Origin of the sequence: Streptomyces sp. AC512_CC834 (assembly GCF_019049325.1) — a bacterium.
Lineage (GTDB): Bacteria > Actinomycetota > Actinomycetes > Streptomycetales > Streptomycetaceae > Streptomyces.
Genome location: NZ_JAGMUO010000034.1, coordinates 217,258 through 241,649, shown reverse-complemented (window position 1 = coordinate 241,649; position 24,392 = coordinate 217,258). Strand labels below are relative to the sequence as shown.

The following is a 24,392-nucleotide window of genomic DNA, read 5'->3' as shown; positions in this document are numbered from 1 at the left end:
GCGATGCAGTTCGGACGCACCTACGAGGAGTTCGAGGTCGGGGCGACGTACAAGCACTGGCCCGGGAAGACGGTCACGGAGTACGACGACCACCTGTTCTGTCTGCTCACCATGAACCACCATCCGCTCCACATGGACACCAACTACGCCGAGCAGACGACGGACTTCGGCAAGAACGTGGTGGTGGGCAACTACATCTACTCGCTCCTGCTCGGCATGTCGGTGCCGGACGTCTCCGGCAAGGCCATCGCCAACCTGGAGATCGAGTCGCTGCGGCACGTGGCGCCGACCTTCCACGGCGACACGCTCTACGGCCAGACGACCGTGCTCGACAAGTGGCCGTCGAAGTCGAAGAACGACCGCGGGATCGTGCACGTCGAGACCAGGGGCTACAAGCAGGACGGCACGCTGGTCTGCGTCTTCCGCCGCAAGGTGATGGTGCCGACCGAGACGTACATCAAGGAGCGCGGCGGCGAGCAGCCGGGCCGCCCTCCCGTCTCCCACCACCACCCTCAAGAGACGCCCCTCCGGGGCGACACCTCCGCTTCCGAGCCGAAGGAACAGGGGAAGTAGATGAGCCGCCTGGCCCAGACCCACGGCCTCACGGACGTCCAGCGGGAGATCCTCTCCACCGTCCGGGACTTCGTGGACAAGGAGATCATCCCGGTCGCCACCGAGCTGGAGCACCGGGACGAGTACCCGCAGGACATCGTCGACGGGCTGAAGGAACTGGGCCTGTTCGGCCTGATGATTCCCGAGGAGTACGGCGGCCTGGGCGAGTCGCTCCTGACGTATGCCCTGTGCGTGGAGGAGATCGCCCGCGGCTGGATGTCGGTGTCCGGCATCATCAACACGCACTTCATCGTGGCGTACATGCTCAAGCAGCACGGCACCCAGGAGCAGAAGGACCACTTCCTGCCCCGCATGGCCGCCGGTGACATCCGGGGCGCCTTCTCGATGTCCGAGCCGGCGTTGGGCTCCGACGTCTCGGCGATCTCCTCGAAGGCGGTTCAGGACGGCGAGGAGTACGTCCTGAACGGCCAGAAGATGTGGCTGACGAACGGCGGTACGTCGTCGCTGGTGGCCGTTCTGGTGAAGAGTGACGAGGGTCACCCCGAGGGGACCGCTCCCCACAAGTCGATGACGACCTTCCTGGTGGAGAAGGAGCCCGGTTTCGGCGAGGTCCGCCCGGGCCTGACCATCCCCGGCAAGATCGACAAGATGGGTTACAAGGGCGTCGACACCACCGAGCTGATCATGGACGGCCTGCGCATTCCGGCCAATCGGGTGCTCGGCGGCGCCACCGGCCGAGGTTTTTACCAAATGATGGACGGTGTCGAGGTCGGCCGCGTCAACGTGGCGGCCCGTGGCTGCGGCGTCGCTCAGCGTGCCTTCGAACTCGGTGTCCGGTACGCCCAGCAGCGTCACACTTTCGGCAAGCAGATCGCCCAGCACCAGGCCATTCAGTTCAAGCTCGCGGAGATGGCTACCAAGGTGGAGGCGGCGCATGCGATGATGGTGAACGCTGCGCGCAAAAAGGACTCGGGCGAACGAAACGACCTGGAAGCGGGGATGGCCAAGTACCTCGCCTCCGAGTACTGCAAGGAGGTCGTCGAGGATGCCTTCCGGATCCACGGCGGATACGGCTTCTCCAAGGAGTACGAGATCGAGCGCCTCTACCGCGAGGCGCCGATGCTGCTCATCGGCGAAGGCACCGCCGAGATCCAGAAAATGATCATCGGCCGCCGACTGCTCGAAGAGTATCGATTCCAGGGTTAGATGTCCGGATACGGGGTGTTTTCGTGGAGAAGAAGGTCACACCCCGTAGGCAGAGTTCGGCCGCCGACTCAGCTTCCTGGCTTACCCAGTTGCGGCAGGAAGCCGCTACGATCGCCGGAAAGCCGCCGTCCCCCGTCATAGCGCGGCATCATCCGCTACGAAGGTCATCCATGCCCCACAGCCAAACCTCTGCACCTCGCGACAGCCTCGCCGGCGTACGCCTCGCGCGCGGAGCATCGCCGTGGCTTCTGCCGACCGTCGCCACCGCAGCCGTCAGCCTTCTCCGTGCCCGCCGCTCCGGCGCCGCCAAGGCCGTCGCCGTCCCCGCCACCGCGCTCGCGGCGGGGATGCTGTGGTTCTTCCGCGACCCCGAGCGCGAGATCACCCAGGGCAGGGTCATCTCACCCGCCGACGGTGTGGTGCAGAGCATCATGCCGTGGAAGGACGGCCGCACCCGCGTCGCGATCTTCATGAGCCCGCTCAACGTCCACGTCAACCGCGCCCCGCTGGCGGGCACGGTGACGTCGGTCGAGCACGTGCCGGGCGGTTTCGTTCCCGCTTTCAACAAGGAGAGCGAGAACAACGAGCGCGTCGTGTGGCACTTCGACACCGAGCTGGGCGACATCGAGATGATCCAGATCGCCGGCGCGGTGGCCCGCCGCATCGTCCCGTACGTGCCGCAGGGCACCAAGGTCGAGCAGGGCGAGCGGGTCGGCCTGATCCGCTTCGGTTCGCGCGTCGACCTGTACCTGCCGGAGGGTGTGGAGGTCGCGGTCGAGGTGGGTCAGAAGACGGTGGCTGGGGTGACTCGAATTGACCGTGGTTGATCCACAGACCCAGGCCGGGTGGGTGCCGGAGGCCGACGACCTGGACGACGAGGAGGAGATGCCGCTCTCGCTGCGCCTGTCGATAGCGGACACGCTCACGCTCGGCAACGCCACCTGCGGCTTCATGGCGGTGTACTTCACCACCACCGGCATCCTCATCCCGCACCTCATGGGCAGCGACGAGTCGGGCATGGCCCGGCACAGCGCGGCCACCGCGGTCATCCTGATGCTGTGCGCGGCGATCTTCGACCTGTGCGACGGCCTGGTGGCGCGCAAGCTGCGGTCCTCGCCCATGGGCGCGGAGCTGGACAACCTCTCCGACCTGATCAGCTTCGGCCTTGCGCCGGCGTACTTCGTCCTCGTCTACGGCATGGTCGCGGACGACGCCTACCAGCGGGTGGCGGCGGTGGGGGCGATCGTGGTGCTGCTGGCGGTGGTGCTAAGGCTTGCGCGGTTCTCCTGCGTCACCGTCAAGGACGGCACGTTCCAGGGCATGCCGTCGCCGTTCGGGGCGCTGACGGTGGTGTCCGTCGTACTCCTTGAGCTGCCCTTCGTGGCCACGCTGCTCGCCATCACCGGCACGGCCTGGCTGATGGTGAGCCGGGTCGAGTACCCGAAGCCGCGGGGGCGCCTGGCGGTGGCGATGCTCGCGTGGATCGTCCTGTCGATGGGGCTGCTGGCCGGCTGGGCCTTCGAGGCGCCGAGCGGGCAGTTGCTGCTGCAGACGGGGTGTGCGTTGCAGTTGGTGATGGGTGCGGTGATTCCCCTGTTCGCCACGGCTCGCAGGGTGAACAATTTCCGTGACAATCGGCGGGAGGCGCGGGCGGCGCAACTGCCGTGACGGCGTCTTGAAGGGCCCCGGACCTGGTTGCTTGGGTTCGGGGCCCTTCTGTTTGTGCGCGCCCGGCGCCGGTGTGGACCTCGCTGGGGGCTCCGCCCCCCAGACCCCCGGGCCTATGCCCACCCACCACCCGACTCGATGGGATGGAAAGGGGCCGCCCCCTCTGGGAAGGGAAGGGGCGGCGGGGGCGAGAGCCTCCCCGGGCCACCCCTACGCCAGGAAGTCCCGCGCGATGCTCTCCGCCACCCGCTCCAGAATCGGTCCCGCGTCCGCGATGCACTTCGCCACGTCCGGCTCGACATCCGTCAGCGGATACGCCCGCCGAATCCCGGCCCGCCCCAGCACCTCCGCAGGCAGCGCCAGCCGCCCGCACACCGCGACGACCTCCTTGCCCGCGGCCCGCGCCGCAGCCGCGACGCCCGCCGGGGCCTTGCCGTGCAGGGTCTGCTCGTCCAGCGAGCCCTCCCCCGTGATCACCAGCCCCGCCCGTGCCAGCGCCGGCGCGAAGCCGAGCACGTCCAGCATCACCTCGATGCCCGGCCGGAACCGCGCCCCGAGCAGCATCGCACCGAACCCGATGCCGCCCGCCGCACCGGCGCCCGGCGACGCGGCGGCCCGCGCACCCACGCTCTCCGTCTCCTCCAGCACCTTCGCGAAGTGCGCGAGGGCCGCGTCCAGGGCCCGCACGTCGTCCGGGGAGGCGCCCTTCTGCGGGCCGTAGACCGCAGGGGCGCCCTTCGGCCCGGTCAGCGGATTGTCGACGTCGCTGGCGAGCACCAGTTCCACGTCGGACAGCCGCGGGTCGAGGCCGGACAGGTCGGCCGAGACCAGACCGGCGAGGCCGCCCCCGCCCGGCGCGACGGGCGCCCCGGCCCCGTCCAGGAACCGCGCGCCCAGCGCGGACAGCATCCCCGCGCCGCCGTCGGTGGTGGCGCTGCCGCCGACCCCGAACACGATCGTCCGCGCCCCCGCGTCCAGCGCGGCCCGCAGCAGCTCACCCGAGCCGTACGTCGACGCGGTCAGCGGTGCGAGGACGCCGGCCGGCAGCCGCTGCAATCCGCTCGCCTCGGCCATCTCCACGACCGCGGTGCCCTCGCGCAGCGCGTACGCCGCCGTCACCTCGTCACCGAGGGGCCCGGTGACTCGTACCTCCCGGCGCTCGAACCCGGCCGCGACCGCGGCGGCCACCGTGCCGTCGCCGCCGTCGGCGACGGGCAGCGCCTCGACCCGGACGTCCGGCACGACACGGCGCAGTCCGGCCGTGACGCGCTCGGCGACCTCCACGGCCGTCAGCGACCCCTTGAACTTGTCCGCGGCGACAAGCACCCGCCGGGTGCCGTCCACTGCAGCGTCAGCCACCTTGCTCTCCCCTTGCTCTCCGAGCCTTGCGCACGTCAAGGCAGTCGCGCCGCTGCGACCCTAACCGGAGGACACCCGCGTCGTCATGCCCCGCCCACACCGTGGAACCGGGCGGGCGCCCGCTGCGGGCGGCTCAAGGGCCGGGGCCGGCTCGTTACCCTTTCGGGATGACCACTGCTGACTACGCCACCTACATCGCCGGTCTCCCCCGCGTCCTCGCCGGTGCCGCCGCGGTCTTCCGGGACACGGCGGGGCGGGTGCTGCTCGTCGAGCCCAACTACCGCGAGGGGTGGGCGTTGCCCGGCGGGACGATCGAGTCCGACGAAGGGGAGACCCCGCGGCAGGGCGCGTGGCGGGAGACCGCCGAGGAGATCGGCCTCGACCTGCGCATCGGCCGGCTGCTCGCGGTGGACTGGGTGAGCGGGACGGGCCGGCCGCCGATCGTGGCGTACCTGTACGACGGAGGGGTCCTGTCCGAGGACGACTTCAAGGCGATCCGGTTGCAGGAGGAGGAGCTGCTGTCCTGGCGGCTGGTGCCGCGCGAGGAACTGGGCGGCCACCTGCTCGGCACGCTGCACGGCCGGGTGCTGGCCGCGCTGGACGTGCTGGCGGACGGGTCCGGGACGGCCGAGCTGGAGAACGGCGTGCGGGTCGACCGATAACCGCTCGCCCGTCGCGCACCGGCGCCCTACCCTCGGCCGCATGACCAGCAAGCCCCTCGTCGCCATCCTGAGCGGTGCCGGCGTCTCGACCGACTCCGGCATCCCGGACTACCGCGGCCCGAACGGGCTGTGGCGGCGTGACCCCGAGGCCGAGAAGCTCGTCACGTACGAGTACTACATGGGCGATCCGGAGATCAGGCGCCGCTACTGGCTGATGCGGCGCGACAACCGGGCGCTGAACGCCGAGCCGAACGCGGCGCACCGCTCCGTGGCCGAGCTGGAACGGCGCGGGGTGCCGGTCCGGGTGATCACACAGAACGTGGACGGACTGCACCAGCTCGCCGGGGTGAGCGCCCGCAAGGTCCTCGAACTGCACGGCACGGCGCGCGGCTACGTGTGCACGGGCTGCGGTGCCCGGGGGCCGATGGAGGACGCGCTCGCCCGGGTCGAGGCCGGGGAGGACGACCCGCCCTGCCTGGAGTGCGGCGGCATCCTGAAGTCGGCGACCGTGATGTTCGGCGAGCACCTCGACCCGGTGGTCATGGGCGAGGCGCTCGCCATCAGCAAGGCGTGCCAGGTGTTCGTCGCCGTCGGCACCAGCCTCCGGGTGCATCCCGCCGCAGGACTGGCCGGCGTGGCCGTCGAGCACGGGGCCCGGCTGGTCGTCGTCAACGCCGAGCCGACACCGTACGACGACCTGGCCGACGAGGTGGTCCGGGAGCCGATCGGCACCGCCCTGCCCGAGCTGCTGCGCGGGCTGGGCTGAGGAACCTGGACAGCCGGTCAGAACACGGTGTCGGCGAGACGGTCGACCTGGTCGAGGTCCGAGGACCAGCAGTAGAGCACGACCTCGTCGGCACCGATGTCGCGGAAGGCGTCGACGGCCCCGCGGATCTCGTGCGCGGCGGTGAGCAGGCCCTTGGCCATGTACTCGGCGCGCCCGGTGAACGCGTAGTAGTCGAGCAGGTTGTGCCGGGCACGCTCCACCGTGCCGTCGGGGCCGAGGGCGACGCTCGCCTGGGCGACCAGGCGCGGCCGGCCGGGGCGCTCGTGGGTGCGCCAGACCGCCTCGACGTCGCGGAACAGCCCGGCCATGTGCGCGGCGGGCAGCGCGGCGCCGAGGAATCCGTCGCCGAAGCGGCCGACCCGTTCGAGGGCGGCCGGGGCGAAGCCGCCGAACAGCACCTCGGGCCCGCCCGGCGTCGCGGGGCGGGGGCCGATCGGTCCGACGTCCCGGGCGTAGGGCTCGCCGTTCCAGGTCCGGCGCAGGAGGGCCATCTGTTCGTCGAGGCGGCGGCCCCGGCGGTGGAGGTCGATGCCGGCGGCCAGGCAGTCGTCGGCCCGGCCGCCGACTCCGATGCCGAGCGTGAAGCGGCCGCCCGACAGCCGGTCGAGGGTCGCGGTCTGCTTGGCGAGCAGCGCGGTGTTGTGGACCGGGGCGATCAGCACCTCGGTCTGGAGGCGGATACGGGAGGTGGCGCCCGCGAGGGTCGCCAGGGTGATGAGGGGCTCGGGGTTGTCGAAGACGAGCCGGTCGAGCAGGCCGAGCGTGCTGAAGGGGAGCGCGTCGGCGCGCCGTGCCCAGCTCAGCAGCAGGGCGGGATCGTCGATGGGAAGGCCGAGGCCGATGTGCATGGGAGTAGTCCTCCGGAGGGCATGCCGAAACAGTGGCGCCGCCCCTCCGTGGCTCCGCGCGCTGTGCGCGGGCCTGCTCCCCATCTGCGGCATCGTTCGAGAGAGCCTGGTCTTCGAAGTCCGGTGAGCGTAACGGGCCCCGCGGCGCGCGGGCAACGCGTTTTGTCCTGAACATCTGCCTAGAACAACGGCACCGGTCCCGCCGTCCCCCGTTCGAAGTCCAGCAGGCGCTGCTTGCGTTCCAGGCCGCCGCCGTAGCCGGTGAGGCCGCCGCTCGCGCCGATGACGCGGTGGCAGGGGACGATGACGCCAATCGGGTTGCGGCCGTTGGCGAGACCCACGGCGCGGGAGGCGGCCGGGTTGCCGAGGGCGCCGGCGAGTTCGCCGTAGGTGCGGGTCTCCCCGTACGGGATCTTCCGGAGCTGGTCCCAGACCGTGCGCTGGAACGGGGTGCCGTTCAGGCGCAGGTCGAGAGTGAACTCCTTCAGCTCGCCGGCGAAGTACGCCGTCAGTTGGTCCTCCGCCTCGGCGAACGGCCCGTCGTCGGCCGTGCCGAAGGTCTCCTCCGGCGGGCGGTGGCGCTGGTCGGTCATGTAGAGGCCGCACAGGACGCCGTCCTCGGCGACGAGGGTGAGGGCGCCGTAGGGGCTGTCGATCACGGTGTACTGCTTCACGGGTTTCACGCCGACTCCTCGGACGGGCCTCATACGGGCAGGAAGTTGATCGGGTGGCTGTCGGTCGCCCACAGGTACTGGACGGCGTACGCCCGCCAGGGCCGCCAGGCCGCCGCGCGGGCGGTGAGCGCGGCCGGCGTGGCGGGCAGGCCCAGTTCGCCGGCGGCGCGGCGGATGCCGAGGTCGGTGGGGAGGAAGGCGTCGGGGTCGCCGAGGGCGCGCATGGCGATGACGTCGGCGGTCCAGGGGCCGAAGCCGGGAAGGTCGAGGAGCCGGGCGCGGGTCTCGGCCCAGTCGCTCTCGACGCCCGGGTTGACGGAGCCGTCGGCGAGGTGGGCAACGAGGGTGGTGAAGGTGGTCCGGCGGGTCCGGGGCATCGCCAGGGTCTCCGGGTCCACCGCCGCCAGCGCCTCGGTCGAGGGGAAGATGTGGGTCAGCCCGCCCTCGGGGTCGTCCACCGGATCTCCGTGCGCGGTGACCAGGCGGGCGGCGTGGGTGCGGGCGGCGGCGGTGGAGACCTGCTGGCCGAGTACGGCCCGTACGGCGAACTCCGCCTCGTCCACCGTGCGCGGTACCCGCCGGCCGGGCGCCTTGTCGACGAGCGGCGCGAGCAGCGGGTCGGCGCGCAGTTGGTCGTCGATGGCCGCCGGGTCGGCGTCCAGGTCGAGCAGGCGCCGGCAGCGGCTGATGGCGACGGTGAGGTCGCGCAGGTCGCTGAGGGTGAGGCGGCAGGCGATGTGGTCGGGGTTCGGGGTGAGGGCCACGATGCCGTGACCGTACGGGAGGCGCAGGGTGCGCCGGTACGCGCCGTCCCGCCACTCCTCCACGCCGGGTACGGCGGTGGCGGCGAGGTGGCCGAAGAGGTTGTCCGGGTTGAGCGGGCTGCGGAAGGGGAGGCGGAGGGACAGGGTGCCGGGGGTGGTGCCGGCGAGGCGGCTTCTGGGGGCGCGGGTGCGCAGTTCGCTCGGGGAGAGCGCGTAGACGTCGCGGACCGTGTCGTTGAAGGTGCGGATGGAGGAGAAGCCGGCCGCGAAGGCGATGTCCGCCATCGGCAGCGGGGTCGTCTCGACGAGCAGCCGGGCGGTCTGGGCGCGCTGCGCGCGGGCGAGTGCGAGGGGGCCCGCGCCCAGCTCGGCGAGCAACTGGCGTTCGATCTGCCGGGTGCTGTAGCCGAGGCGGGCGGCGAGGCCGGGTACACCCTCGCGGTCCACGACGCCTTCGGCGATCAGCCGCATCGCGCGGGCCGTGAGGTCGGCGCGCATGTTCCACTCGGGAGAGCCGGGGCTGGTGTCGGGGCGGCAGCGCTTGCACGCCCGGAACCCGGCCTGCTGGCAGGCGGCGGCGCTCGGGTGGAAGGTCATGTTCCCGGGCTTGGGCGGTACCACCGGGCAACTGGGCCGGCAGTAGATTCCGGTCGTCAGGACGGCCGTGAAGAACCAGCCGTCGAACCGCGCGTCCTTCGACCGGACGGCGCGCAGGCAGCGCTCGGTGTCGGTGTGCATTCCCGTCTGCATGCGTCCAGGATGGTCCACCGGCCGGGCGGCGGCTGGCGGGAATCCGACATGGACGTCACGCTTCCTGGGATCCTGCGGATCGCGTTGTCTGCGCGCGGCCGACGTGCACGCGGTGCCCGTCGGCCGCCGCTCCTCCCCACTCGGCCGCCGTCGCGCCTGCGTACTCGCCGCCTACTGCGTCGCCGTCGGCCGCCGCGAGGCGCGCATCGCGTCCCGGACGTCGGTGAGCGGGCGCAGCCGGTAGGTGTACGCGTAGTCCCGGTCGGCGAAGAGCTTGAACTCGTCGTGGGTGTGCGCGCCCCAACTGTTGTCGCCGCCGACGCCCATCTGGCGGTGGTTCAGACGCAGGACGACCTCGTCCCTCGGGGTGAGCTGGTAGTCGTGGCGTACGCCGGCCGACAGGTCCTCCGGCGTGTGGAAGGAGGCGTTGGCCTCCAGCAGGGGTTCGCCGGACGCGAGCAGGCCCACGCCGTGGCGGTCGGTGAGGGCGATCCAGCGGACGTCGGTCTTGTTGCCGTTCTCCTGCGGGCGGATGTACGGCGTCCACTGCTCGGCGACGGTCCCGGAGTACAGGCCGACGTCCGTGCCGTCGTTCCGGTCCCAGTGGTTCTCCTCGGGGCCGCGGCCGTACCAGTGCAGGCGGTCCAGGCGGCGCGGCAGGAACAGCATCGTGCCGACCTCGGGGAGGTAGGGCAGGTTCGCGGCGCCCGGGTGCAGGGTGTTGTCGACCTTGATCTCGCCGTTGCCGAACACCGTGTACGTGGTGGTGTACGCCGACTCGGCCGTGGTGGGCAGTGTGCCGGTGACCTTGATCTCGACGGCCCGGTCGCCGAGGGTGCGCACGGCGACGTCCGTGACCTCGCGGCGGGCGCCCGCGTCGCGCCAGGTCTGGTTGCGGGTGTGCTGGCCGTTGCCCTTGTCGTTGTCGGTGGGCGCCCGCCAGAAGTTGGGCACGGGCCCGGAGGTGATCAGGCGGGTGCCCTTGGCCTCGTAGGAGGTGATGGTGCCGGTGCTCTTGTCGACGGTGACCGAGAAGCCCCTGCCCCTGACCCTGACGTCCTTGTCGCGGTCCTCGTGGCGCAGGGCCGGGACGCTCCGCAGGCGGGCCGGGGTCACGGCGGGGGCGCCGGTCTCGACGGGGAGCTGCTGCCGGGCCACCTCGAAGCCGGCCTCGGCCCACGGGGTGGACTCCTTGGTGGTGAAGGAGAGTTCCAGGAAGTACTCGGTGCCCGGGCCGGGGTCGCCCGGCAGCCGGACGGGGACGGTGATGTCCTTGCTCGACCGCGGCGCCACGTCCAGTTGGTCCCGGGTCAGTTTCCCGCGCCGTACGGCCTTTCCGTCGGCGACGAGTTCCCACCGGCCGTCGAACTCCCGGAGGTTGGTGAACAGGTACTCGTTGGTGAGGGTGACCGCGCCGGGGTCGCCGCCGGGGCCGCGGGCGGCGTTGACGGCCTGGTAGACGCGTTTGACCTCGGCGGCCTTGCCGGTGTGGCCGCGGTCGGCGGTGACGATGCCGTCCGCGACGAAGGCGCCGTCGTTGGGGTTGTCGCCCCAGTCGCCGCCGTAGGCGAGGAACGTCTTGTCCCCGGGCCGCTTCGTACCGGTCTTCACGGTGGCCGCGTCGAACCAGAACCGCACGCCGTCGTCGCCGGGACCGCGGCCGTCGGAGGCCAGTTCGGTGGCGCCGAGGGCGCGGGCGTAGACGCGGGCGCGGCGGATGGTGCCGCTGAACTCCCGTACCTGGTTGTCGGCGTCGGTGGCGAGCGCGAGGGGCGCGGTGTTGCTGCTGGGGCGCCGGTCGGTGGTGCGGGTGGCCCGCTCGACGCCGTCGACGTACAGGGTCAGGGTCCCGGCGTCCGCGTCGAAGACGCCCCCGAGGTGGTGCTCGCGTCCGGTCCAGTCGTCGTCCGGCACGTCCCAGTTCGCGGTGATCCACTGCCCTTCGGAGTGGATGAAGAACTCCAGTGTCCGGCCGTTCTGCTTCAGCGCGTACTGGGTGTCGCCCTTGGCCAGGATCGGCTGGTGGTAGCCCGTCACGTCCGGGGTGACCCAGGCCTCCAGGGTCAGCGAGCCGGTGAGGTCGAGGCTGTCGTCGCGCTCGAAGACCGTGATGCCGGACAGGCCCTTGTCCCGGTCGAGGGTGCCGCGGGTGGCGAGGATCTCGCCGCGCAGTCCGGCCGGTCCGGCCTCGGTGAGGAGGGTGCGGGCGGGGACGGGCGTGTAGAGGGACTGGTCGACGAAGTCCCAGATCCAGCCGCCCTGGAGCACGTCGTGGGCGCGCACGACATCCCAGTACTTCTTGAAGTTGCCGGTGGAGTTCCCCATCGAGTGCGCGTACTCGATCATGACGTACGGCCGGGTGTCGGACGTGTCCGCGGCCCGCTGCTCGACGCGCTGCGGGCTGTCGTACATGTTCGAGCGGATGTCGCTGATGCCGGGGCGGTCGTCGCCCTCGTACTGGATGACGCGGGTGGTGTCGTAGGAGCGGATCCAGTCGTGCATGGCGGTGAAGGTGGAGCCGCCGCCCGCCTCATTTCCGAGGGACCAGATGACGACCGAGGCGTGGTTCTTGTCGCGGTGGACCATGTTCTGGGCGCGGGCCACGCAGGCCTCGGTCCAGTCGGGGTGGTCGCCGGGGTACTCGTCGCGGATGCCGTGGGTCTCGAGGTTGGTCTCGTCGACGAGGTAGAGGCCGTACTCGTCGGCCAGTTCCAGCCAGTACGGGTTGTTGGGGTAGTGCGAGGTGCGGACGCTGTTGATGTTCATCCGCTTGATGATCTCGATGTCCTTGACCATGTCCTCGCGGCTGAGCGCGGTGCCGCGGGAGGGGTGCATCTCGTGCCGGTTGGTGCCGCGGAAGGAGACGGGCTCGCCGTTGATCCGCATCAGCCCGTCCCTGAGCGCGAACTCGCGGAAGCCGACCCGGTGGGACAGGGTCTCGACCACCTTGCCCGCCGGGTCCCGCAGGCGCAGCACGGCCGTGTAGAGGTCCGGGTGCTCGGCCGACCAGAGCCTCGGCTTCGACACGGCCTTGGCGGCGCGTACGGTGACGTCCTCACCGGCGCCCGCCGAACCGATGTCGACGGGCTGCTCCAGCGGCCGGGACCAGACGGCGTGGCCGCGCGCGTCGTACAGCCGGGTCTCGACGGTGTAGCGGCCGGTGCCGCCCTCGCCGTACGCCCGCACGCTCGCGGTGACGGCCAGTTCGGCGCCGGTGTAGGTGTCGTCGAGCGGGGTGTCCAGCTTGAAGTCGCGCAGGTGCACGGCCGGCGTGGAGTACAGGTGGACCGAGCGGAAGATGCCGCTCAGCCGGATCATGTCCTGGTCCTCCAGCCAGTCGCCGTCGGCGTAGCGGTACACCTCGACGGCGATCTGGTTGGTGCCGGGCTTGAGGTGGTCGGTGACGTCGTACTCGGAGGGGGTGTAGGAGTCCTCGTCGTAGCCGACCAGCTCGCCGTTGATCCACACGTAGTGTGCGGACTTGACGCCCTCGAAGTGGAGGAAGGTGCGGCGGCCCTTCCAGTCGCGGGGGACGGTGAAGGTGCGCCGGTACTGGCCGACCGGGTTGTAGCGGGTCGGCGCGGCGGGCGGCTGCGGGTCCTCGCCGAGGCCGTTGGGGCCCCAGTACGGGTAGGTGATGTTCAGGTAGATCGGGAAGTCGTGGCCGTGAAGCTGCCACACGGACGGGACCGGGATGGTCTCCCAGTCCCCGTCGTCCACGTCGGTGCGGTGGAAGTCGGTGTCGCGGTCCTCGGGACGGTCGGCGTAGGCGAACTTCCAGGTGCCGTCGAGGCTCAGCCGGTAGGGCGAGCGGGTGCGGTCGCCGTCGAGGGCCTGCTCGACGTCCGCGTAGGGCGTGAGCGTGGTGTGCGGCGGTTCGGTGCCGAGCCGGAAGACACCGAAGTCGTTCCACTCCGGGGGCTCGTCGGCCGCCGCCCGCCGCCCGGCCGCGTGCGCGGCGAGGGGCGACGCGGACAGGGCGAGCGCGCCGAGGACGGCGGCCCCGCCCTCCAGGAGGCGGCGTCGGCTGACGACCGGGCGGGTCCGGTGGGGCGGGCGGGCCGGTGATCCGGCGGGTGACACGGGCGAGTGCGGCATGACCGTGGCCTTCCGTGGGCTTCGGGGGCGGCTCAACGCACGGTGCTGTGAATGCAGTTGAGAGAGTGGGGATTCACAACTGCCGGTGACGCGGCGACTACTGAGTCAGGCACACCCTAGAACCCGAACACAACCGAATCAATTACCCCGTCGGAGTTTGTTCGTTCCTGGTGAGGGTGGCTGTCTTCAGGACGGCCGGTCATGAGACAAGGGCCGTTGGGGCACCCCGGACTGCCCCAAGGGCTCCTGTCGGCGACGCGATCACCACGTAACGTCTCCCTGTGAGCCTGTGGACTTCCGTGGAGCCCGCGTCCGCGACAGTGGACCCCGGCAGCAGTACGCGCGTACGGCTGCGGGTGCGTAATACCGGCGACGTGGTGGACGAGTACCGGTTCGAGCCCGTCGGTGACGTGGCGCCCTGGATGACGGTCGAGCCACAGACCCTGCGCCTGTATCCCGGCACGACCGGCACCGTGGAGCTGACCTTCGCGCCGCCTCGTACCCCGGACGCGGCGGCCGGTCCGAACCCCTACGCCGTGCGGATCACACCGACGGAACATCCGGACGCGGTGACGGTGCCGGAGGGAAACCTCACGATCACCTCGTTCACCGAGGTGCGGGCCGAGTTGGTGCCGCCGACGGTGAAGGGGCGCTTCCGTGGCCGGCCCAAGCTGGCGGTGGACAACCTCGGCAACACGAAGGTCACGGCGTCCGTCGCGGGCAGCGACACCGGTGACCATCTGTCGTACGAGATCCGGCCGTCGAACGTACAGATCGAGCCGGGGCGTGCGGCGTTCGTGGAGACGACGCTGAAGCCGAAGCAGCTCATCTGGTTCGGGGCGAAGGAGGAACGGCCGTACAAGCTGGCGGTGCGGCGTTCCGGCGTCGACCCCACCGATGTCGAGGGCACCTACGTGCAGCGGGGTTTCCTGCCGCGCTGGCTTGCGACCTTCTTCGGTATCTTCGTCGCGCTCGCGATCGCGTTCGTGATGATCTGGTTCGCGTACAAGCCGCAGGTCCGTACGAGTGCCACCGAGCAGACCCAGCAGGCGGGCGCCGCGCTCGCCCCCAGCGCCGGCGCGACCCCGCAGACCCTGCCCAGTACCGCCGAGTCCGCGCCCGCCGAGCAGCCGCAGACGCAGCAGCCGGCCACCCGGGAGCCGAAGGACGACGGCGACGACGAAGAGGCGTCGCCCCCCAAGAAGCCCGAGAATCCCGCGAAGGAGACGTCGGGCGGGGGCAGCGAGGAGAAGCCCGGTACCGAGGCCGCCCCCGAGACCGTCGCCCCCGGCACGACCATCTACGGCCACGCCTCGAACCGCTGCATCGAGGTGGCGGGACACAAGTGGAGAGACGGCGCGCCGCTGCAGATCGCGGACTGCAACGGCAAGAACTGGCAGAAGTGGGACTTCCGTTCCGACGGCACGATCCGGTCGATGGGCCTGTGCATGGACGCGACCTGGGGCGGCACGGCCAACGGAACGGTGGTCCAGGTCGCGGTGTGCAGCGGCAACCCGGCCCAGCAGTTCATCCTGGCCGGACCCAAGGACCTGGTCAATGTGCAGGCCAACAAGTGCGTGGACGTCGTCGACCAGAAGACCGGCAACGGCGCCAGGCTCCACCTCTGGGAGTGCAACGGCCGGGACAATCAGAAGTGGAGCACGCGCTGAGGGCGTGCTCCCACCGCCCTCAGCCGGTCCGGGCCGCGAACGCCTCGTACGCCCGGTCGTCGAAGAGGACGAAACGGGCCTCCGTGACCGACGTGTCGGTGGCTCGTACCGTTTCGACGGCGATGCGGGCCGCGTCGTCCAGGGGCCAGTGGAAGACGCCGGTGGAGATGGCCGGGAAGGCGACCGTGTGGGCGCCCAACTCGTCGGCGACGCGGAGGGATTGGCGGTAGCAGGAGGCGAGGAGGGCGGAGCGGTCCTCGGTGGTGCTGTGCACCGGGCCGACCGTGTGGATCACCCAGCGCGCGTCCAGGTCGCCCGCGGTGGTGGCGACCGCACGGCCGGTGGGCAGGCCCTTGCCGAGGTGTCCCGCGCGGAGCCTGCGGCACTCGGCGAGGATCGAGGGGCCGCCGCGCCGGTGGATGGCGCCGTCGACGCCGCCTCCGCCGAGGAGGGAGGAGTTGGCGGCGTTGACGATCGCGTCGGCGCTCTCGCGGGTGATGTCGCCCTGGACGAGGGTGATGGTGGGCATGGCCGGACCTCGCTCCGCTCGGTTGTCGTTCGCGTTCGGGGTCAGGTCTGGCGGAGTCTGCGCCAGACGGCCTTCGCCGCGTTGTGGCCCGACATGCCGTGGACGCCGGGGCCCGGCGGGGTGGCCGAGGAGCAGATGAAGACGGCCGGGTGCGGGGTGGAGTACGGGAACAGGGACAGCTTGGGGCGCAGGAGGAGTTGGAGGCCGGAGGCCGCGCCGGAGGAGATGTCGCCGCCGACGTAGTTGGCGTTGCGGGCGGCGAGTTCGGGCGGGCCGGCGGTGGCGCGGGCGAGGACGCGGTCGCGGAAGCCGGGGGCGAAGCGCTCCAGTTGGCGTTCTATGGCGTCGGTGAGGTCGCCGGTCCAGCCGTTGGGGACATGGCCGTAGGCCCAGAAGACGTGCTGGCCGGCCGGGGCCCTGGTGGGGTCGGCGACGCTGGGCTGCACGGTGATGAGGAACGGCCGCTCGGGCGCGCGGTTCGTGCCGGAGGCCGCGTCCAGGGCGGCGCCGATCTCCGCGCTGTCGGCGCCGATCTGTACGGTGCCGGCGCTGCGGGGTTCCTCGGCGGTCCAGGGGACGGGGCCGTCCAGCGCGTAGTCGATCTTGAAGGCGCCGGGGCCGTACCGGTAGTTCGCGTAGTGGTTGCCGAGGCCGGCGATGCGGGCCAGGGCGGTGGGCGAGGTGTCGAAGACGTATGCCCGCGCGGGCGGCAGGTCGTCGAGGCGCTTGATCTCGTAGTCGGTGTGGACGGTGCCGCCGAGGGTCTTGAGGTAGGCGGTGAGGGCGTCGGAGACGGCCTGGGAGCCGCCGCGGGCCACGGGCCAGCCGCGGGCGTGTGCGGCCAGCGCGAAGACCAGGCCTATGGCTCCGGTGGCGAAGCCGCCGAGCGGGGCCATGACGTGTGCGACGAGGCCGGCGAAGAGGGTCTTGGCCCTCTCGTCGCGGAAGCGGCGCATCAGCCACGTCGACGGGGGCAGGCCGACCAGTCCGAACCGGGCGAGGGTGACCGGGTCGCGGGGCAGGGAGGTGAGCGGCAGGGACATGAAGTCGCGGGCCAGGGTGTCCCACCGGGGCAGGAAGGGCTCGACGAGCCTGCGGTACGCGCCCGCGTCGCGCGCGGCGAAGGAGGCGGCCGTCTCGCCGACCGACCGGGACAGCACGGCGGCCGAGCCGTCCGGGAAGGGGTGCGCCATGGGGAGCTTCGCGTGCAGCCACTCCAGGCCGTACCGCTCCAGGGGGAGGTCTCGGAAGGCGGGTGAGTTGATGCCGAGCGGGTGCGCGGCGGAGCACGGGTCGTGCCGGAAGCCGGGCAGGGTCAGCTCCTCCGTGCGCGCGCCGCCGCCCACGGTGCCCCGGGCCTCGAACACGGCGACCGAGAAGCCGCGGCGGGCCAGCTCCACGGCTGCGGTCAGTCCGTTCGGCCCCGCACCCACTACGACCGCATCGAGCATCGACGGCACCTTGGGACCCCTTCGTCAGCCGATGGCCACTCGGGATCAGGATATGCCCGGGGTCCGACAGCGCGCGGGCGCGGGGCCCCGGCCGTCCCGGACGACGGGAATCAGGCCTGGCCCGACAGCAGTGCCACCACCCGGCGGGCGGTGGCCGCGTCGCGGGCCGCGGTGAACGGCAGGTCATTGTCACCGGTGATGCGGAAGGGCTCGCCCGTACGGGTCAGGTGGGTGCCGCCCGCCTCTTCGACCAGGAGGAGTCCCGCGGCGTGGTCCCACGCGGCCTCCCAGGAGAACGCAGTGGCGTCGGATTCGCCGCGGGCGACCGCGAGGTACTCCAGGCCGGCCGAGCCGCAGGGGCGGGGTGCCACGCCCGGGGTGCGCAGGGTCAGCAGGTCGCGCTTCTGCTCGTCCGTCGTGTAGTCCGGGTGGGAGGTGGCGATGCGCAGGTCGCGGCCGGGCTCGGGCGGTCCGGCGTACAGCCGCTCGCCGTCCAGGAAGGCGCCCCGGCCCCGTACGGCCGTGGCGAGCCGGTCGTCGGCGGGGGCGTAGGTCCAGGAGGCGTGGACGACTCCGTGGCGGGCGAGCGCGACCAGCGTGCAGAAGCCCTCCTCGCCGCGCACGAACTGGCGTGTCCCGTCGACCGGGTCGATGATCCACACCGGCGCGTCGCCGCGTATCGCCTCGTACGACACGGGGTTCGCGTGCACCGCCTCCTCGCCGACCACCACCGAGCCCGGGAGCAGGTCGGCGAGGACCTCGGTGAGGTACAGCTCGGCCTTGCGGTCGGCGTCGGTCACCAGGTCGTGCGGGCCGGCCTTCTGGTCGACCTCGTGTGCCGCGAGCCGGCGCCAGCGCGGCATGATCTCCTGAGCGGCCGCCTTGCGGACGGCCTCCTCCACGTCGTCGGTGTGCCGGGCGAGAAACTCGTCGATGGTTTCGTTGTTCTCGATCATGGCTCCATGAGAGCACGCGCCACTGACAATCCCCACCCGGGTGGGGTACTCCGGGTGGAATCGACACGAACACCCGGTGCGCGCGAGCGTGCCGGTCAGCGGCCGACCGCGTAGCCCTGCATGCCGCGCGGGTTCGCCGCCGCCGACAGCACGCCCGTCCGCGGGTCCCGCGCGACGGCGCACAGGCGGCCCTCCGACCACGCCTCGCCCACCGTGACGTCGTGGCCGCGGCGCCGCAGCTCCTCGACGACCTCGGCCGGCATCCGGGACTCCACGGTGACGCTTCCCGCCCGCATGCCGCGCGGGAAGAAGGAACCGGGGAAGCTGTCGTTGTGCCAGTTCGGGGCGTCGACGGCGCCCTGGAGGTCGAGGCCGCCGCGCACCTGTGCCCGCAGTGCGACCGCGAGGAAGAAGTGCAGTTGCCACTGGTCCTGCTGGTCGCCGCCGGGCGTGCCGAACGCCATGACGGGCACCCCGTCGCGCAGGGCGAGGGACGGGGTGAGCGTGGTGCGCGGGCGGCGGCCGGGGGTGAGTGAGTTGGGCAGGTTCTCCTCCAGCCAGGTCATCTGGAGCCGGGTGCCGAGCGGGAAGCCCAGTTCGGGTACGACGGGGTTGGACTGGAGCCAGCCGCCGCTGGGCGTGGCCGAGACCATGTTGCCCCAGCGGTCCACGATGTCGAGGTGGCAGGTGTCGCCGCGGGTGCCCCCGTCGGCGGCGACGTCCGGTTCACCCGGCACGTTCGGTTCGCCCGGCACGGGGGACGTCGGGCTCTTGGCGACCGTCGGCTCGCCGATTCCCAGGGCGTCGAGGCCCTCGCCCTCCACGGCCGCGACGAGCGCGTGCGCGCTGAGCCGGGGGGCGCGCCCACCCGGAGCGCCGGGCCGCAGTTCGAAGGACGCCTTGTCACCGACGAGCGCCCGCCGTGCCGCGTTGTACCGCGGCGACAGCAGGTCGTCGAGGGGCACCTCGTCCGCGCCGTGCGCGTCGCCGTACCAGGCCTCCCGGTCGGCCATGGCGAGCTTGCAGCCCTCGACGAGCAGGTGGACGTAGTCGGCGGATCCGTAGGCGGGCAGTTCGGGCGGGAGCAGCGCCAACTGCTGGAGCAGGACGGGGCCCTGGCTCCACGGGCCGGCCTTGCACAGGGTCCAGCCGTTCCAGTCGTAGGTCGCGGGGGCCTCGTAGTGGGCGGACCAGCCGGCGAGGTCGGCGGCGGTCAGGGTGCCGGTGTGGCGTTCGCCGCTGGTGTCCATGGTGGGCCGGCCTGCCTGCCGTACGAGGGCCTCGGCGATGAACCCGGTGCGCCAGACCTCCCGAGCCGCGTCGATCTCCGCCTCCCGGTCCCCGGCGGCGGCGACCTCCGCGAGCAGCCGTTTCCAGGTCGCGGCGAGGGCGGGGTTGCGGAACAGCTCGCCGGGGCGGGGCGGTCGGCCGCCCGGCAGGTAGACCTCGGCGGAGGACGTCCACTCGGTCTCGAAGAGCTCCCGGACGGTCTCGACGGTGTCCGCGACGCGCTCCACGGGCGCGTGCCCGTGCTCGGCGTAGCCGATGGCGTACTTCAGCACCTCGGCCAGTGACCTGGTGCCGTGGTCGCGCAGCAGGAGCAGCCAGGCGTCGAAGGCACCGGGCACGGCGGCGGCGAGAGGCCCGGTGCCGGGGACGAGGTCCAGGCCGAGCCCCTTGTAGTGCGCGATCGTCGCCCCGGCCGGCGCCACGCCCTGTCCGCACAGCACCCGTACCTCGCCGTCCGCCGGGGCGAGCAGGATCGGCGCCTCTCCGGCGGGCCCGTTGAGGTGCGGCTCGACGACGTGCAGCACGAAGGCACCGGCGACGGCGGCGTCGTAGGCATTGCCCCCGCCCTCCAGTACCGCCATGGCCGACTGCGAGGCCAGCCAGTGGGTGGAGGACACCATTCCGAAGGTGCCCTGGAGGGTGGGTCGAGTGGTGAACATAGGGCCTCTCACCTTGCCTTTTGCGGATTCCGGGGAGTTTGCGCCAAGGGTCTTCTCCTCCCGCTCCCCCAGAAGGCTATCGATCACGCTGTGCCGCTTCTTCCCCGCCTCCCCCGCCTCCGGCATCCCCGGACGAGGTCGCGTCCCCACCCCTTGCCAAGACTATTCATCCTTCGTAGAGTTCATCACAACATGAGTTCAACGCACGTTGACTTGATGTGGCTTGATTGTTCCGCCGTCCCGTGACCACGTGATCAGGAGAGGCAGGGCTCGTGCAGAAGACCGTGCAGAAGATCCCCTTCCAGGTGAACGAAGGCGGGCTCGTCGCGCTGCTGCCAGGCGGGCACGTCGAGTTCCTGGCCGCCTCGGCGCGTGAGCTCATCCGGCTCCACAACTCCGGACAGCCCGTGTCCTCCGAGGAGTTGATGACCCACGCGCTCAGCGACCCCCTGGTGACGCTGGACCGGTTCCATCTGCCCGCCCCCGCCATCGCCTTCGTGGAGACCACGAACCTCTGCAACCTGCGCTGCAAGCACTGCTACGCGGACTCCGCGCTGAAGCGGCCCGACGAGATCTCCACCCCGCGCATCAAGGAACTCCTCGACGACTTCGCCGACATGGGCGTCCTCCAGGTGTTCCTGACCGGCGGCGAGATCTTCTCCCACCGGGACGCGGTCGAGATCATCCGCCACGCCCGCAGCAAGCCGTTCAGCACGCAGATCTTCACCAACGGCCTGCTCGTCACCGAGGAGCGGCTGGCGGCGATCCCGCCCGGCCAGTCCTTCTTCATCAGCTTCGACACCGCCGACCCCGAGCGCACGGTCCGCGGGAAGATGGACTTCCCCAAGCTGGAGCGCGCCTTCGAGATGATGCGCGCCCACGGGCACGTGTTCCGCACCGCCATCTCCGTCCACCGGGACAACATCCAGGACGCGGAGGAGATCTTCGAGTGGTGCGCCGAGCGCGGCTACCCGAGGCCCCAGTGGCTGGAGACCCACCCGGTGGGCCGCGCGCTGCTCCACCCGGACATGCTGCTGCGCCCGGAGGACGTGGACGAGGTCTTCGAGGTCTACCGGCGCTGCATGGACCGCTACTCCACCGAACCGGACCTGGAGCCCGGGACCGGTTCTGAGCCCGGGACCGGTTCCCAGGCCGAGCCCGGGAGGAGGCCCACGGGTCCCCCGGAACGGCGCGCCGCGGACGAGATCCGCGGCGTCGACACCGTCCAGTTCTGCCAGCGCCTCGAACGCGCCGTCGGCCAGGAGAAGTGCGGCCGCTCGGTCGTCTACGTCAACAGCCGCGGCGACGTCTACCCGTGCAGCAACTGCATGTCGGGACAGCTCTACCGGGCCGGGAACATCACCGGGCGGCCGTTCGCGGACATCTGGGAGAACGGCTTCGACGAGTTCCGCGACATCCGGTTCAGCGACCACTCCGTGTGCGGGGTGTGCCCGGTGGCCCAGGAGGACATCTGGTGCCAGTTCCGCTGCCCGCCGCTGGCCCGGAACATCACCGGCGACCCGAAGGGCTGCGGCGCCACCGAGTACCTGCAGGAGTTCACGCTGCGCGCCGGCCGCTACTGGCGGGCCCGCAAGCAGAACAACGTACGCCTGACGCTGACGCCGCGCCCGTCACGGCCGGCCGATCCGCCGGGCCCCACCAAGCTCCCGCTCCCGACGACGTGAGCGGGTCCCCGTCCGCGGCGGCGCCACCGGCTCCGCCCGAACCGAAGGGAACACCGGCATGCCCGAAGAGAAGCCCGAAGACAAGAAGGTCATCCGCATCCATCTGGAGCCGGGGCAGGAAGGCGTGACCCTGAGCGCCGTCGGCGCCGCCAACGCCACCGCGCCCGCCGAGACGCTGGTGGAGAGCACCAACATCACGGAGCCCACGGTCATCGAGGTCGAGGTCTGAGGGGACCTCGTCACGTCCTCGCGGACGGACCGCACAACCGACCGCACAGTGGTGGACCGCCTTCCCGACCCGCTGAGGGGCGGGCCGGGAGGGGCCGCTCACCGAGCGCCATCCGTACCTCCCCGACCGACCGGCCCGACCACCCGGCCCGACGACGCGGCCCGACGACGCGGCCCGACGACGCGGCCCGACGACGCGGCCCGGCCGGACGACCCGGGGATCCCTGTCCAACGCCGCCCGCACAGAAGGCTTCACGGAGACGAGGTCGCGATGAGCAAGACGGCTGTTTCGGCCGGCAGTACCGCGCTGCGCCCCGGCACAGGACTCGCGCGGCTGCTCCGGGAGAACCCCGCGCTGAACATCGGCCAGGACGAGTACAACATCAACGTCACGGCCAACTACGGTCAGACGCTGTCCCCTTCGGAGGTCGCGCACGCCCTGCGTCACCACCCGGGTGCCGGACGGCCCGCGCACCTCTACTTCCACGTCCCGCTGTGCAAGTACGTGTGCCACTTCTGCAACTACGTCAAGCGCAAGGTCCCCGACGGCCCCGAGGGCGACGCCGCCCCGCGGATCTGGACCGACCTGCTGCTCGACGAGTCCACGCGCGGGCTCGCCCACTCCCCCTGGCTGTCCGACGCCGTGATCGAGTCCGTATATCTCGGCGGCGGCACCGCCTCCCTGCTCGGCACCGAGCAACTGGCACGCCTGCTCGGCCATGTACGCGCCCACTACACGCTCTCCGACGACTGCGAGATCAGCCTGGAGGGCAACCCGGACAACTTCCAGCAGGACGAGCTCGCCGAGGCCCGGGAGATCGGCTTCAACCGCTTCAGCGTCGGCGTCCAGTCCCTGCAGAGCGAGGTCAACGCCTTCGCCGGGCGCGGCCACGACGCCGTCATGTCGGTGCGGGCCATCGAGAAACTCCGGGCCACCGGCAGGCCGTACAACGTCGACATGATGTTCGGGCTGCCGCACCAGAGCGCCGCGAAGGTCGCCGACGACATCCGGCGGCTGATCGACCTCGAAGTGCCCACCATCACCATCTACCGGCTGCGCAACGCGGACCGGGCCGGGATGGGGATCGGCAACCGCGCCCTGTGGAACGTGGAGAGCGTCAAGAGCCGGTTGCGGGAGCAGGACCTCTTCCCCACGCTCGGCGAGACGTACGCGATGCGCGAGGCCGTCGTGGAGCTGCTGCTCGACGGCGGCTACCGCCCGAGCCCCTGCGGCTGGTGGAACCGGCCCGGCGTCTACCCGGACGGCAACATCCCCCGCGTCTCGCGCAACAAGTGGCAGCGCCACGACTCGATGATCGCCTACGGCCCCGGTGCCTACGGCTGGCTCACCGGCGGCGGGGACACCGTGGTGCAGACCCACAACGTCGCCGACATCTCCGGCTACGCGCGCCGCCTCAAGGACGGGCCGGGTCTGCCGCTCGCTCCCGGGCGGCGCCTGACGGGACATGAGGCCATCGGCATGGTCCTCGGCTTCGCGTTCAAGGCGAACCAGCCCATCGACGCGGCGCGGTTCCGCCGCCGGTTCGGCGTCGAGCTGTTCCGCGACGAGCCGTTCGCCTCCGTCTTCGCCGACCTGATGGCACGCGAACTCGTGGAACCCGTGCCGGGCGCGCCGGAGAGCGTGCTGCCCACCCTGGACGGCGAGGCGCTGCACGAGGAGATCATCAGCGTCTACTTCCACCAGCGCGTCGGCGGCTTCGCCGAGGCCGTCTGCCGCAGGTGACCCGGTGACCACGACCACGCATCGGCGCATCCAGTGGCGCAGGGACCCGGCCGGCGCGGCCTACCGCACGATGCGGTCCTTCCCGGCCGGCCCGGCGAACGCGACGGTCCTGCTCGCGGGCCCCGGAAGCGTGGCGGCGGTGGACGGCGACGGACGCGACGACCGGCTGCTGGACGCGCTCACCCGGAGCCTGGTGGCCGGCGGCGCCCAGGTCCTGCAGTGCGACATGCCCGTGCGGGCCCCCGGGACGCCCTCGACCGCCGCCGACCAGCGGGCCCGCGCCGACCGGATCTCCCAACTGCTCTACGCCCACGGTCACCTGATGCGCGGACCGCTCGCCCTGATCGGCTTCTCGCTGGGCGGGCAGGCGCTGCTGCGTCTGCTGGAGAGCGGCACACCGCGCAGGGCGGCGCGGGTGGTCCTGGTGGGCACCGTCGTCGAGGAGGACGCCTTCCTCACCTCCCGCCTCACCTCGCTCGACCTGGTCTACGGCAGCCTCGACCTCGTCGGATACGTGACGGACGCGGACGGCTCCCTGCCGCCCGCGGTGTTCGACCCCGGCGTGTACGGCGACTGGTCGGCGGGCCGGGTGATCGGCCGGCGCTCCATCGAGGTCGGCGTGCACGTACTCGAGGGGCTCGGCCACACTCTCCAGCCCTGCGGCCCCGACTCCGTTGCCCGCGCGGACCCGGTCCCGGCGCTCACCACCCTGGTGGGCGGCGGCCCCGGCTGACGCACCGCCCGTAACCCTCACCCATGACCCGCACCCGTGACCCGCACCCGTCGGCAGA

At 71.7% G+C, this 24,392-nt stretch carries 20 protein-coding genes; 11 read left to right on the top strand and 9 right to left on the bottom strand.

Annotation, left to right across the window (positions count from 1 at the left end):
- The first annotated feature begins 3 nt into the window (after positions 1 to 3).
- The 4 genes from KUM40_RS14310 (at position 4) to pssA (ending at position 3,447) form a co-directional block, all read left to right on the top strand.
- Positions 4 to 573 carry a MaoC family dehydratase gene (locus KUM40_RS14310; protein WP_217166270.1) on the top strand — a complete coding sequence of 190 codons (570 nt, stop codon included), beginning with the start codon at positions 4 to 6 and terminating at the stop codon, positions 571 to 573.
- Complete coding sequence (locus tag KUM40_RS14305; protein WP_217166269.1) at positions 574 to 1,779, top strand: acyl-CoA dehydrogenase family protein; 1,206 nt, start codon at positions 574 to 576, stop codon at positions 1,777 to 1,779.
- 170 nt (positions 1,780 to 1,949) lie between these two features.
- On the top strand, positions 1,950 to 2,606 hold the full coding sequence (locus KUM40_RS14300) for a phosphatidylserine decarboxylase (RefSeq protein ID WP_217166268.1): 657 nt from the start codon (positions 1,950 to 1,952) through the stop codon (positions 2,604 to 2,606).
- A 58-nt stretch (positions 2,607 to 2,664) separates the two neighbouring features.
- Positions 2,665 to 3,447 carry a CDP-diacylglycerol--serine O-phosphatidyltransferase gene (gene pssA / locus KUM40_RS14295; protein ID WP_217166479.1) on the top strand — a complete coding sequence of 261 codons (783 nt, stop codon included), beginning with the start codon at positions 2,665 to 2,667 and terminating at the stop codon, positions 3,445 to 3,447.
- A 210-nt stretch (positions 3,448 to 3,657) separates the two neighbouring features.
- Here the strand turns inward: pssA and KUM40_RS14290 are convergent, their stop codons facing one another.
- Positions 3,658 to 4,791: a glycerate kinase gene (locus KUM40_RS14290; RefSeq protein WP_217166478.1), complete on the bottom strand. Its 1,134-nt coding sequence runs from the start codon at positions 4,789 to 4,791 to the stop codon at positions 3,658 to 3,660.
- 182 nt (positions 4,792 to 4,973) lie between these two features.
- On the opposite strand from KUM40_RS14290, the gene KUM40_RS14285 reads away from it, so the two are divergent.
- Together KUM40_RS14285 and KUM40_RS14280 are read left to right on the top strand one after the other, a co-directional pair.
- The gene (locus KUM40_RS14285; RefSeq protein ID WP_217166267.1) at positions 4,974 to 5,468 is read left to right on the top strand and encodes an NUDIX hydrolase; all 495 of its coding nucleotides are present in this window, start codon (positions 4,974 to 4,976) and stop codon (positions 5,466 to 5,468) included.
- 40 nt (positions 5,469 to 5,508) lie between these two features.
- Entirely contained in the window at positions 5,509 to 6,234 is a 726-nt protein-coding gene (locus tag KUM40_RS14280) for a Sir2 family NAD-dependent protein deacetylase (protein ID WP_217166266.1), read from the top strand.
- Between the two features lie 17 nt (positions 6,235 to 6,251).
- Here the strand turns inward: KUM40_RS14280 and KUM40_RS14275 are convergent, their stop codons facing one another.
- The 4 genes from KUM40_RS14275 to KUM40_RS14260 all read right to left on the bottom strand — a co-directional run bounded on the left by KUM40_RS14275 (position 6,252) and on the right by KUM40_RS14260 (position 13,389).
- Positions 6,252 to 7,103: an LLM class flavin-dependent oxidoreductase gene (locus KUM40_RS14275; protein WP_217166265.1), complete on the bottom strand. Its 852-nt coding sequence runs from the start codon at positions 7,101 to 7,103 to the stop codon at positions 6,252 to 6,254.
- Positions 7,104 to 7,282: 179 nt separating this feature from the next.
- Positions 7,283 to 7,777 carry a methylated-DNA--[protein]-cysteine S-methyltransferase gene (locus tag KUM40_RS14270; protein ID WP_308401152.1) on the bottom strand — a complete coding sequence of 165 codons (495 nt, stop codon included), beginning with the start codon at positions 7,775 to 7,777 and terminating at the stop codon, positions 7,283 to 7,285.
- A 29-nt stretch (positions 7,778 to 7,806) separates the two neighbouring features.
- Positions 7,807 to 9,279 (bottom strand): AlkA N-terminal domain-containing protein, encoded by a 1,473-nt coding sequence (locus KUM40_RS14265; RefSeq protein ID WP_217166477.1) that lies wholly within the window; start codon positions 9,277 to 9,279, stop codon positions 7,807 to 7,809.
- Between the two features lie 183 nt (positions 9,280 to 9,462).
- Positions 9,463 to 13,389, bottom strand: coding sequence for a glycoside hydrolase family 2 TIM barrel-domain containing protein (locus tag KUM40_RS14260; protein WP_217166262.1), 3,927 nt, complete (start codon positions 13,387 to 13,389; stop codon positions 9,463 to 9,465).
- Positions 13,390 to 13,670: 281 nt separating this feature from the next.
- On the opposite strand from KUM40_RS14260, the gene KUM40_RS14255 reads away from it, so the two are divergent.
- Positions 13,671 to 15,059, top strand: coding sequence for an RICIN domain-containing protein (locus KUM40_RS14255; protein WP_217166261.1), 1,389 nt, complete (start codon positions 13,671 to 13,673; stop codon positions 15,057 to 15,059).
- 19 nt (positions 15,060 to 15,078) lie between these two features.
- Here the strand turns inward: KUM40_RS14255 and KUM40_RS14250 are convergent, their stop codons facing one another.
- From KUM40_RS14250 to KUM40_RS14235, 4 genes are all read right to left on the bottom strand, one after another.
- Positions 15,079 to 15,588 (bottom strand): O-acetyl-ADP-ribose deacetylase, encoded by a 510-nt coding sequence (locus KUM40_RS14250; RefSeq protein ID WP_217166260.1) that lies wholly within the window; start codon positions 15,586 to 15,588, stop codon positions 15,079 to 15,081.
- Positions 15,589 to 15,629: 41 nt separating this feature from the next.
- Positions 15,630 to 17,039 carry an NAD(P)/FAD-dependent oxidoreductase gene (locus KUM40_RS14245; protein ID WP_217166259.1) on the bottom strand — a complete coding sequence of 470 codons (1,410 nt, stop codon included), beginning with the start codon at positions 17,037 to 17,039 and terminating at the stop codon, positions 15,630 to 15,632.
- A 110-nt stretch (positions 17,040 to 17,149) separates the two neighbouring features.
- A complete protein-coding gene (locus KUM40_RS14240; RefSeq protein WP_217166258.1) occupies positions 17,150 to 17,995 on the bottom strand; it encodes an inositol monophosphatase family protein in 846 nt (281 codons plus the stop codon).
- 95 nt (positions 17,996 to 18,090) lie between these two features.
- Entirely contained in the window at positions 18,091 to 19,944 is a 1,854-nt protein-coding gene (locus KUM40_RS14235) for a gamma-glutamyltransferase family protein (RefSeq protein ID WP_217166257.1), read from the bottom strand.
- Between the two features lie 272 nt (positions 19,945 to 20,216).
- Between KUM40_RS14235 and KUM40_RS14230 the strand changes: the two genes are divergently transcribed.
- From KUM40_RS14230 to KUM40_RS14215, 4 genes are all read left to right on the top strand, one after another.
- Positions 20,217 to 21,629, top strand: coding sequence for a radical SAM/SPASM domain-containing protein (locus KUM40_RS14230; RefSeq protein WP_308401141.1), 1,413 nt, complete (start codon positions 20,217 to 20,219; stop codon positions 21,627 to 21,629).
- 58 nt (positions 21,630 to 21,687) lie between these two features.
- On the top strand, positions 21,688 to 21,858 hold the full coding sequence (locus KUM40_RS14225; protein ID WP_217166255.1) for a hypothetical protein: 171 nt from the start codon (positions 21,688 to 21,690) through the stop codon (positions 21,856 to 21,858).
- A 270-nt stretch (positions 21,859 to 22,128) separates the two neighbouring features.
- A complete protein-coding gene (locus KUM40_RS14220) occupies positions 22,129 to 23,601 on the top strand; it encodes a coproporphyrinogen-III oxidase family protein (protein WP_217166253.1) in 1,473 nt (490 codons plus the stop codon).
- Positions 23,602 to 23,605: 4 nt separating this feature from the next.
- The gene (locus KUM40_RS14215) at positions 23,606 to 24,334 is read left to right on the top strand and encodes a hypothetical protein (RefSeq protein ID WP_217166251.1); all 729 of its coding nucleotides are present in this window, start codon (positions 23,606 to 23,608) and stop codon (positions 24,332 to 24,334) included.
- The last annotated feature ends 58 nt before the right edge of the window (positions 24,335 to 24,392 follow it).

What these genes read in the sequence shown, in the direction of transcription:
- KUM40_RS14310 (WP_217166270.1), top strand. Translation starts at nt 4, where the DNA reads ATGCAGTTCGGACGCACCTACGAGGAGTTCGAGGTCGGGGCGACGTAC.
- KUM40_RS14305 (WP_217166269.1), top strand. Translation starts at nt 574, where the DNA reads ATGAGCCGCCTGGCCCAGACCCACGGCCTCACGGACGTCCAGCGGGAG.
- KUM40_RS14300 (WP_217166268.1), top strand. Translation starts at nt 1,950, where the DNA reads ATGCCCCACAGCCAAACCTCTGCACCTCGCGACAGCCTCGCCGGCGTA.
- pssA (WP_217166479.1), top strand. Translation starts at nt 2,665, where the DNA reads ATGCCGCTCTCGCTGCGCCTGTCGATAGCGGACACGCTCACGCTCGGC.
- KUM40_RS14285 (WP_217166267.1), top strand. Translation starts at nt 4,974, where the DNA reads ATGACCACTGCTGACTACGCCACCTACATCGCCGGTCTCCCCCGCGTC.
- KUM40_RS14280 (WP_217166266.1), top strand. Translation starts at nt 5,509, where the DNA reads ATGACCAGCAAGCCCCTCGTCGCCATCCTGAGCGGTGCCGGCGTCTCG.
- KUM40_RS14275 (WP_217166265.1), bottom strand. Translation starts at nt 7,103, where the DNA reads ATGCACATCGGCCTCGGCCTTCCCATCGACGATCCCGCCCTGCTGCTG.
- KUM40_RS14265 (WP_217166477.1), bottom strand. Translation starts at nt 9,279, where the DNA reads ATGCACACCGACACCGAGCGCTGCCTGCGCGCCGTCCGGTCGAAGGAC.
- KUM40_RS14260 (WP_217166262.1), bottom strand. Translation starts at nt 13,389, where the DNA reads ATGCCGCACTCGCCCGTGTCACCCGCCGGATCACCGGCCCGCCCGCCC.
- KUM40_RS14250 (WP_217166260.1), bottom strand. Translation starts at nt 15,588, where the DNA reads ATGCCCACCATCACCCTCGTCCAGGGCGACATCACCCGCGAGAGCGCC.
- KUM40_RS14245 (WP_217166259.1), bottom strand. Translation starts at nt 17,039, where the DNA reads ATGCTCGATGCGGTCGTAGTGGGTGCGGGGCCGAACGGACTGACCGCA.
- KUM40_RS14240 (WP_217166258.1), bottom strand. Translation starts at nt 17,995, where the DNA reads ATGATCGAGAACAACGAAACCATCGACGAGTTTCTCGCCCGGCACACC.
- KUM40_RS14235 (WP_217166257.1), bottom strand. Translation starts at nt 19,944, where the DNA reads ATGTTCACCACTCGACCCACCCTCCAGGGCACCTTCGGAATGGTGTCC.
- KUM40_RS14225 (WP_217166255.1), top strand. Translation starts at nt 21,688, where the DNA reads ATGCCCGAAGAGAAGCCCGAAGACAAGAAGGTCATCCGCATCCATCTG.
- KUM40_RS14220 (WP_217166253.1), top strand. Translation starts at nt 22,129, where the DNA reads ATGAGCAAGACGGCTGTTTCGGCCGGCAGTACCGCGCTGCGCCCCGGC.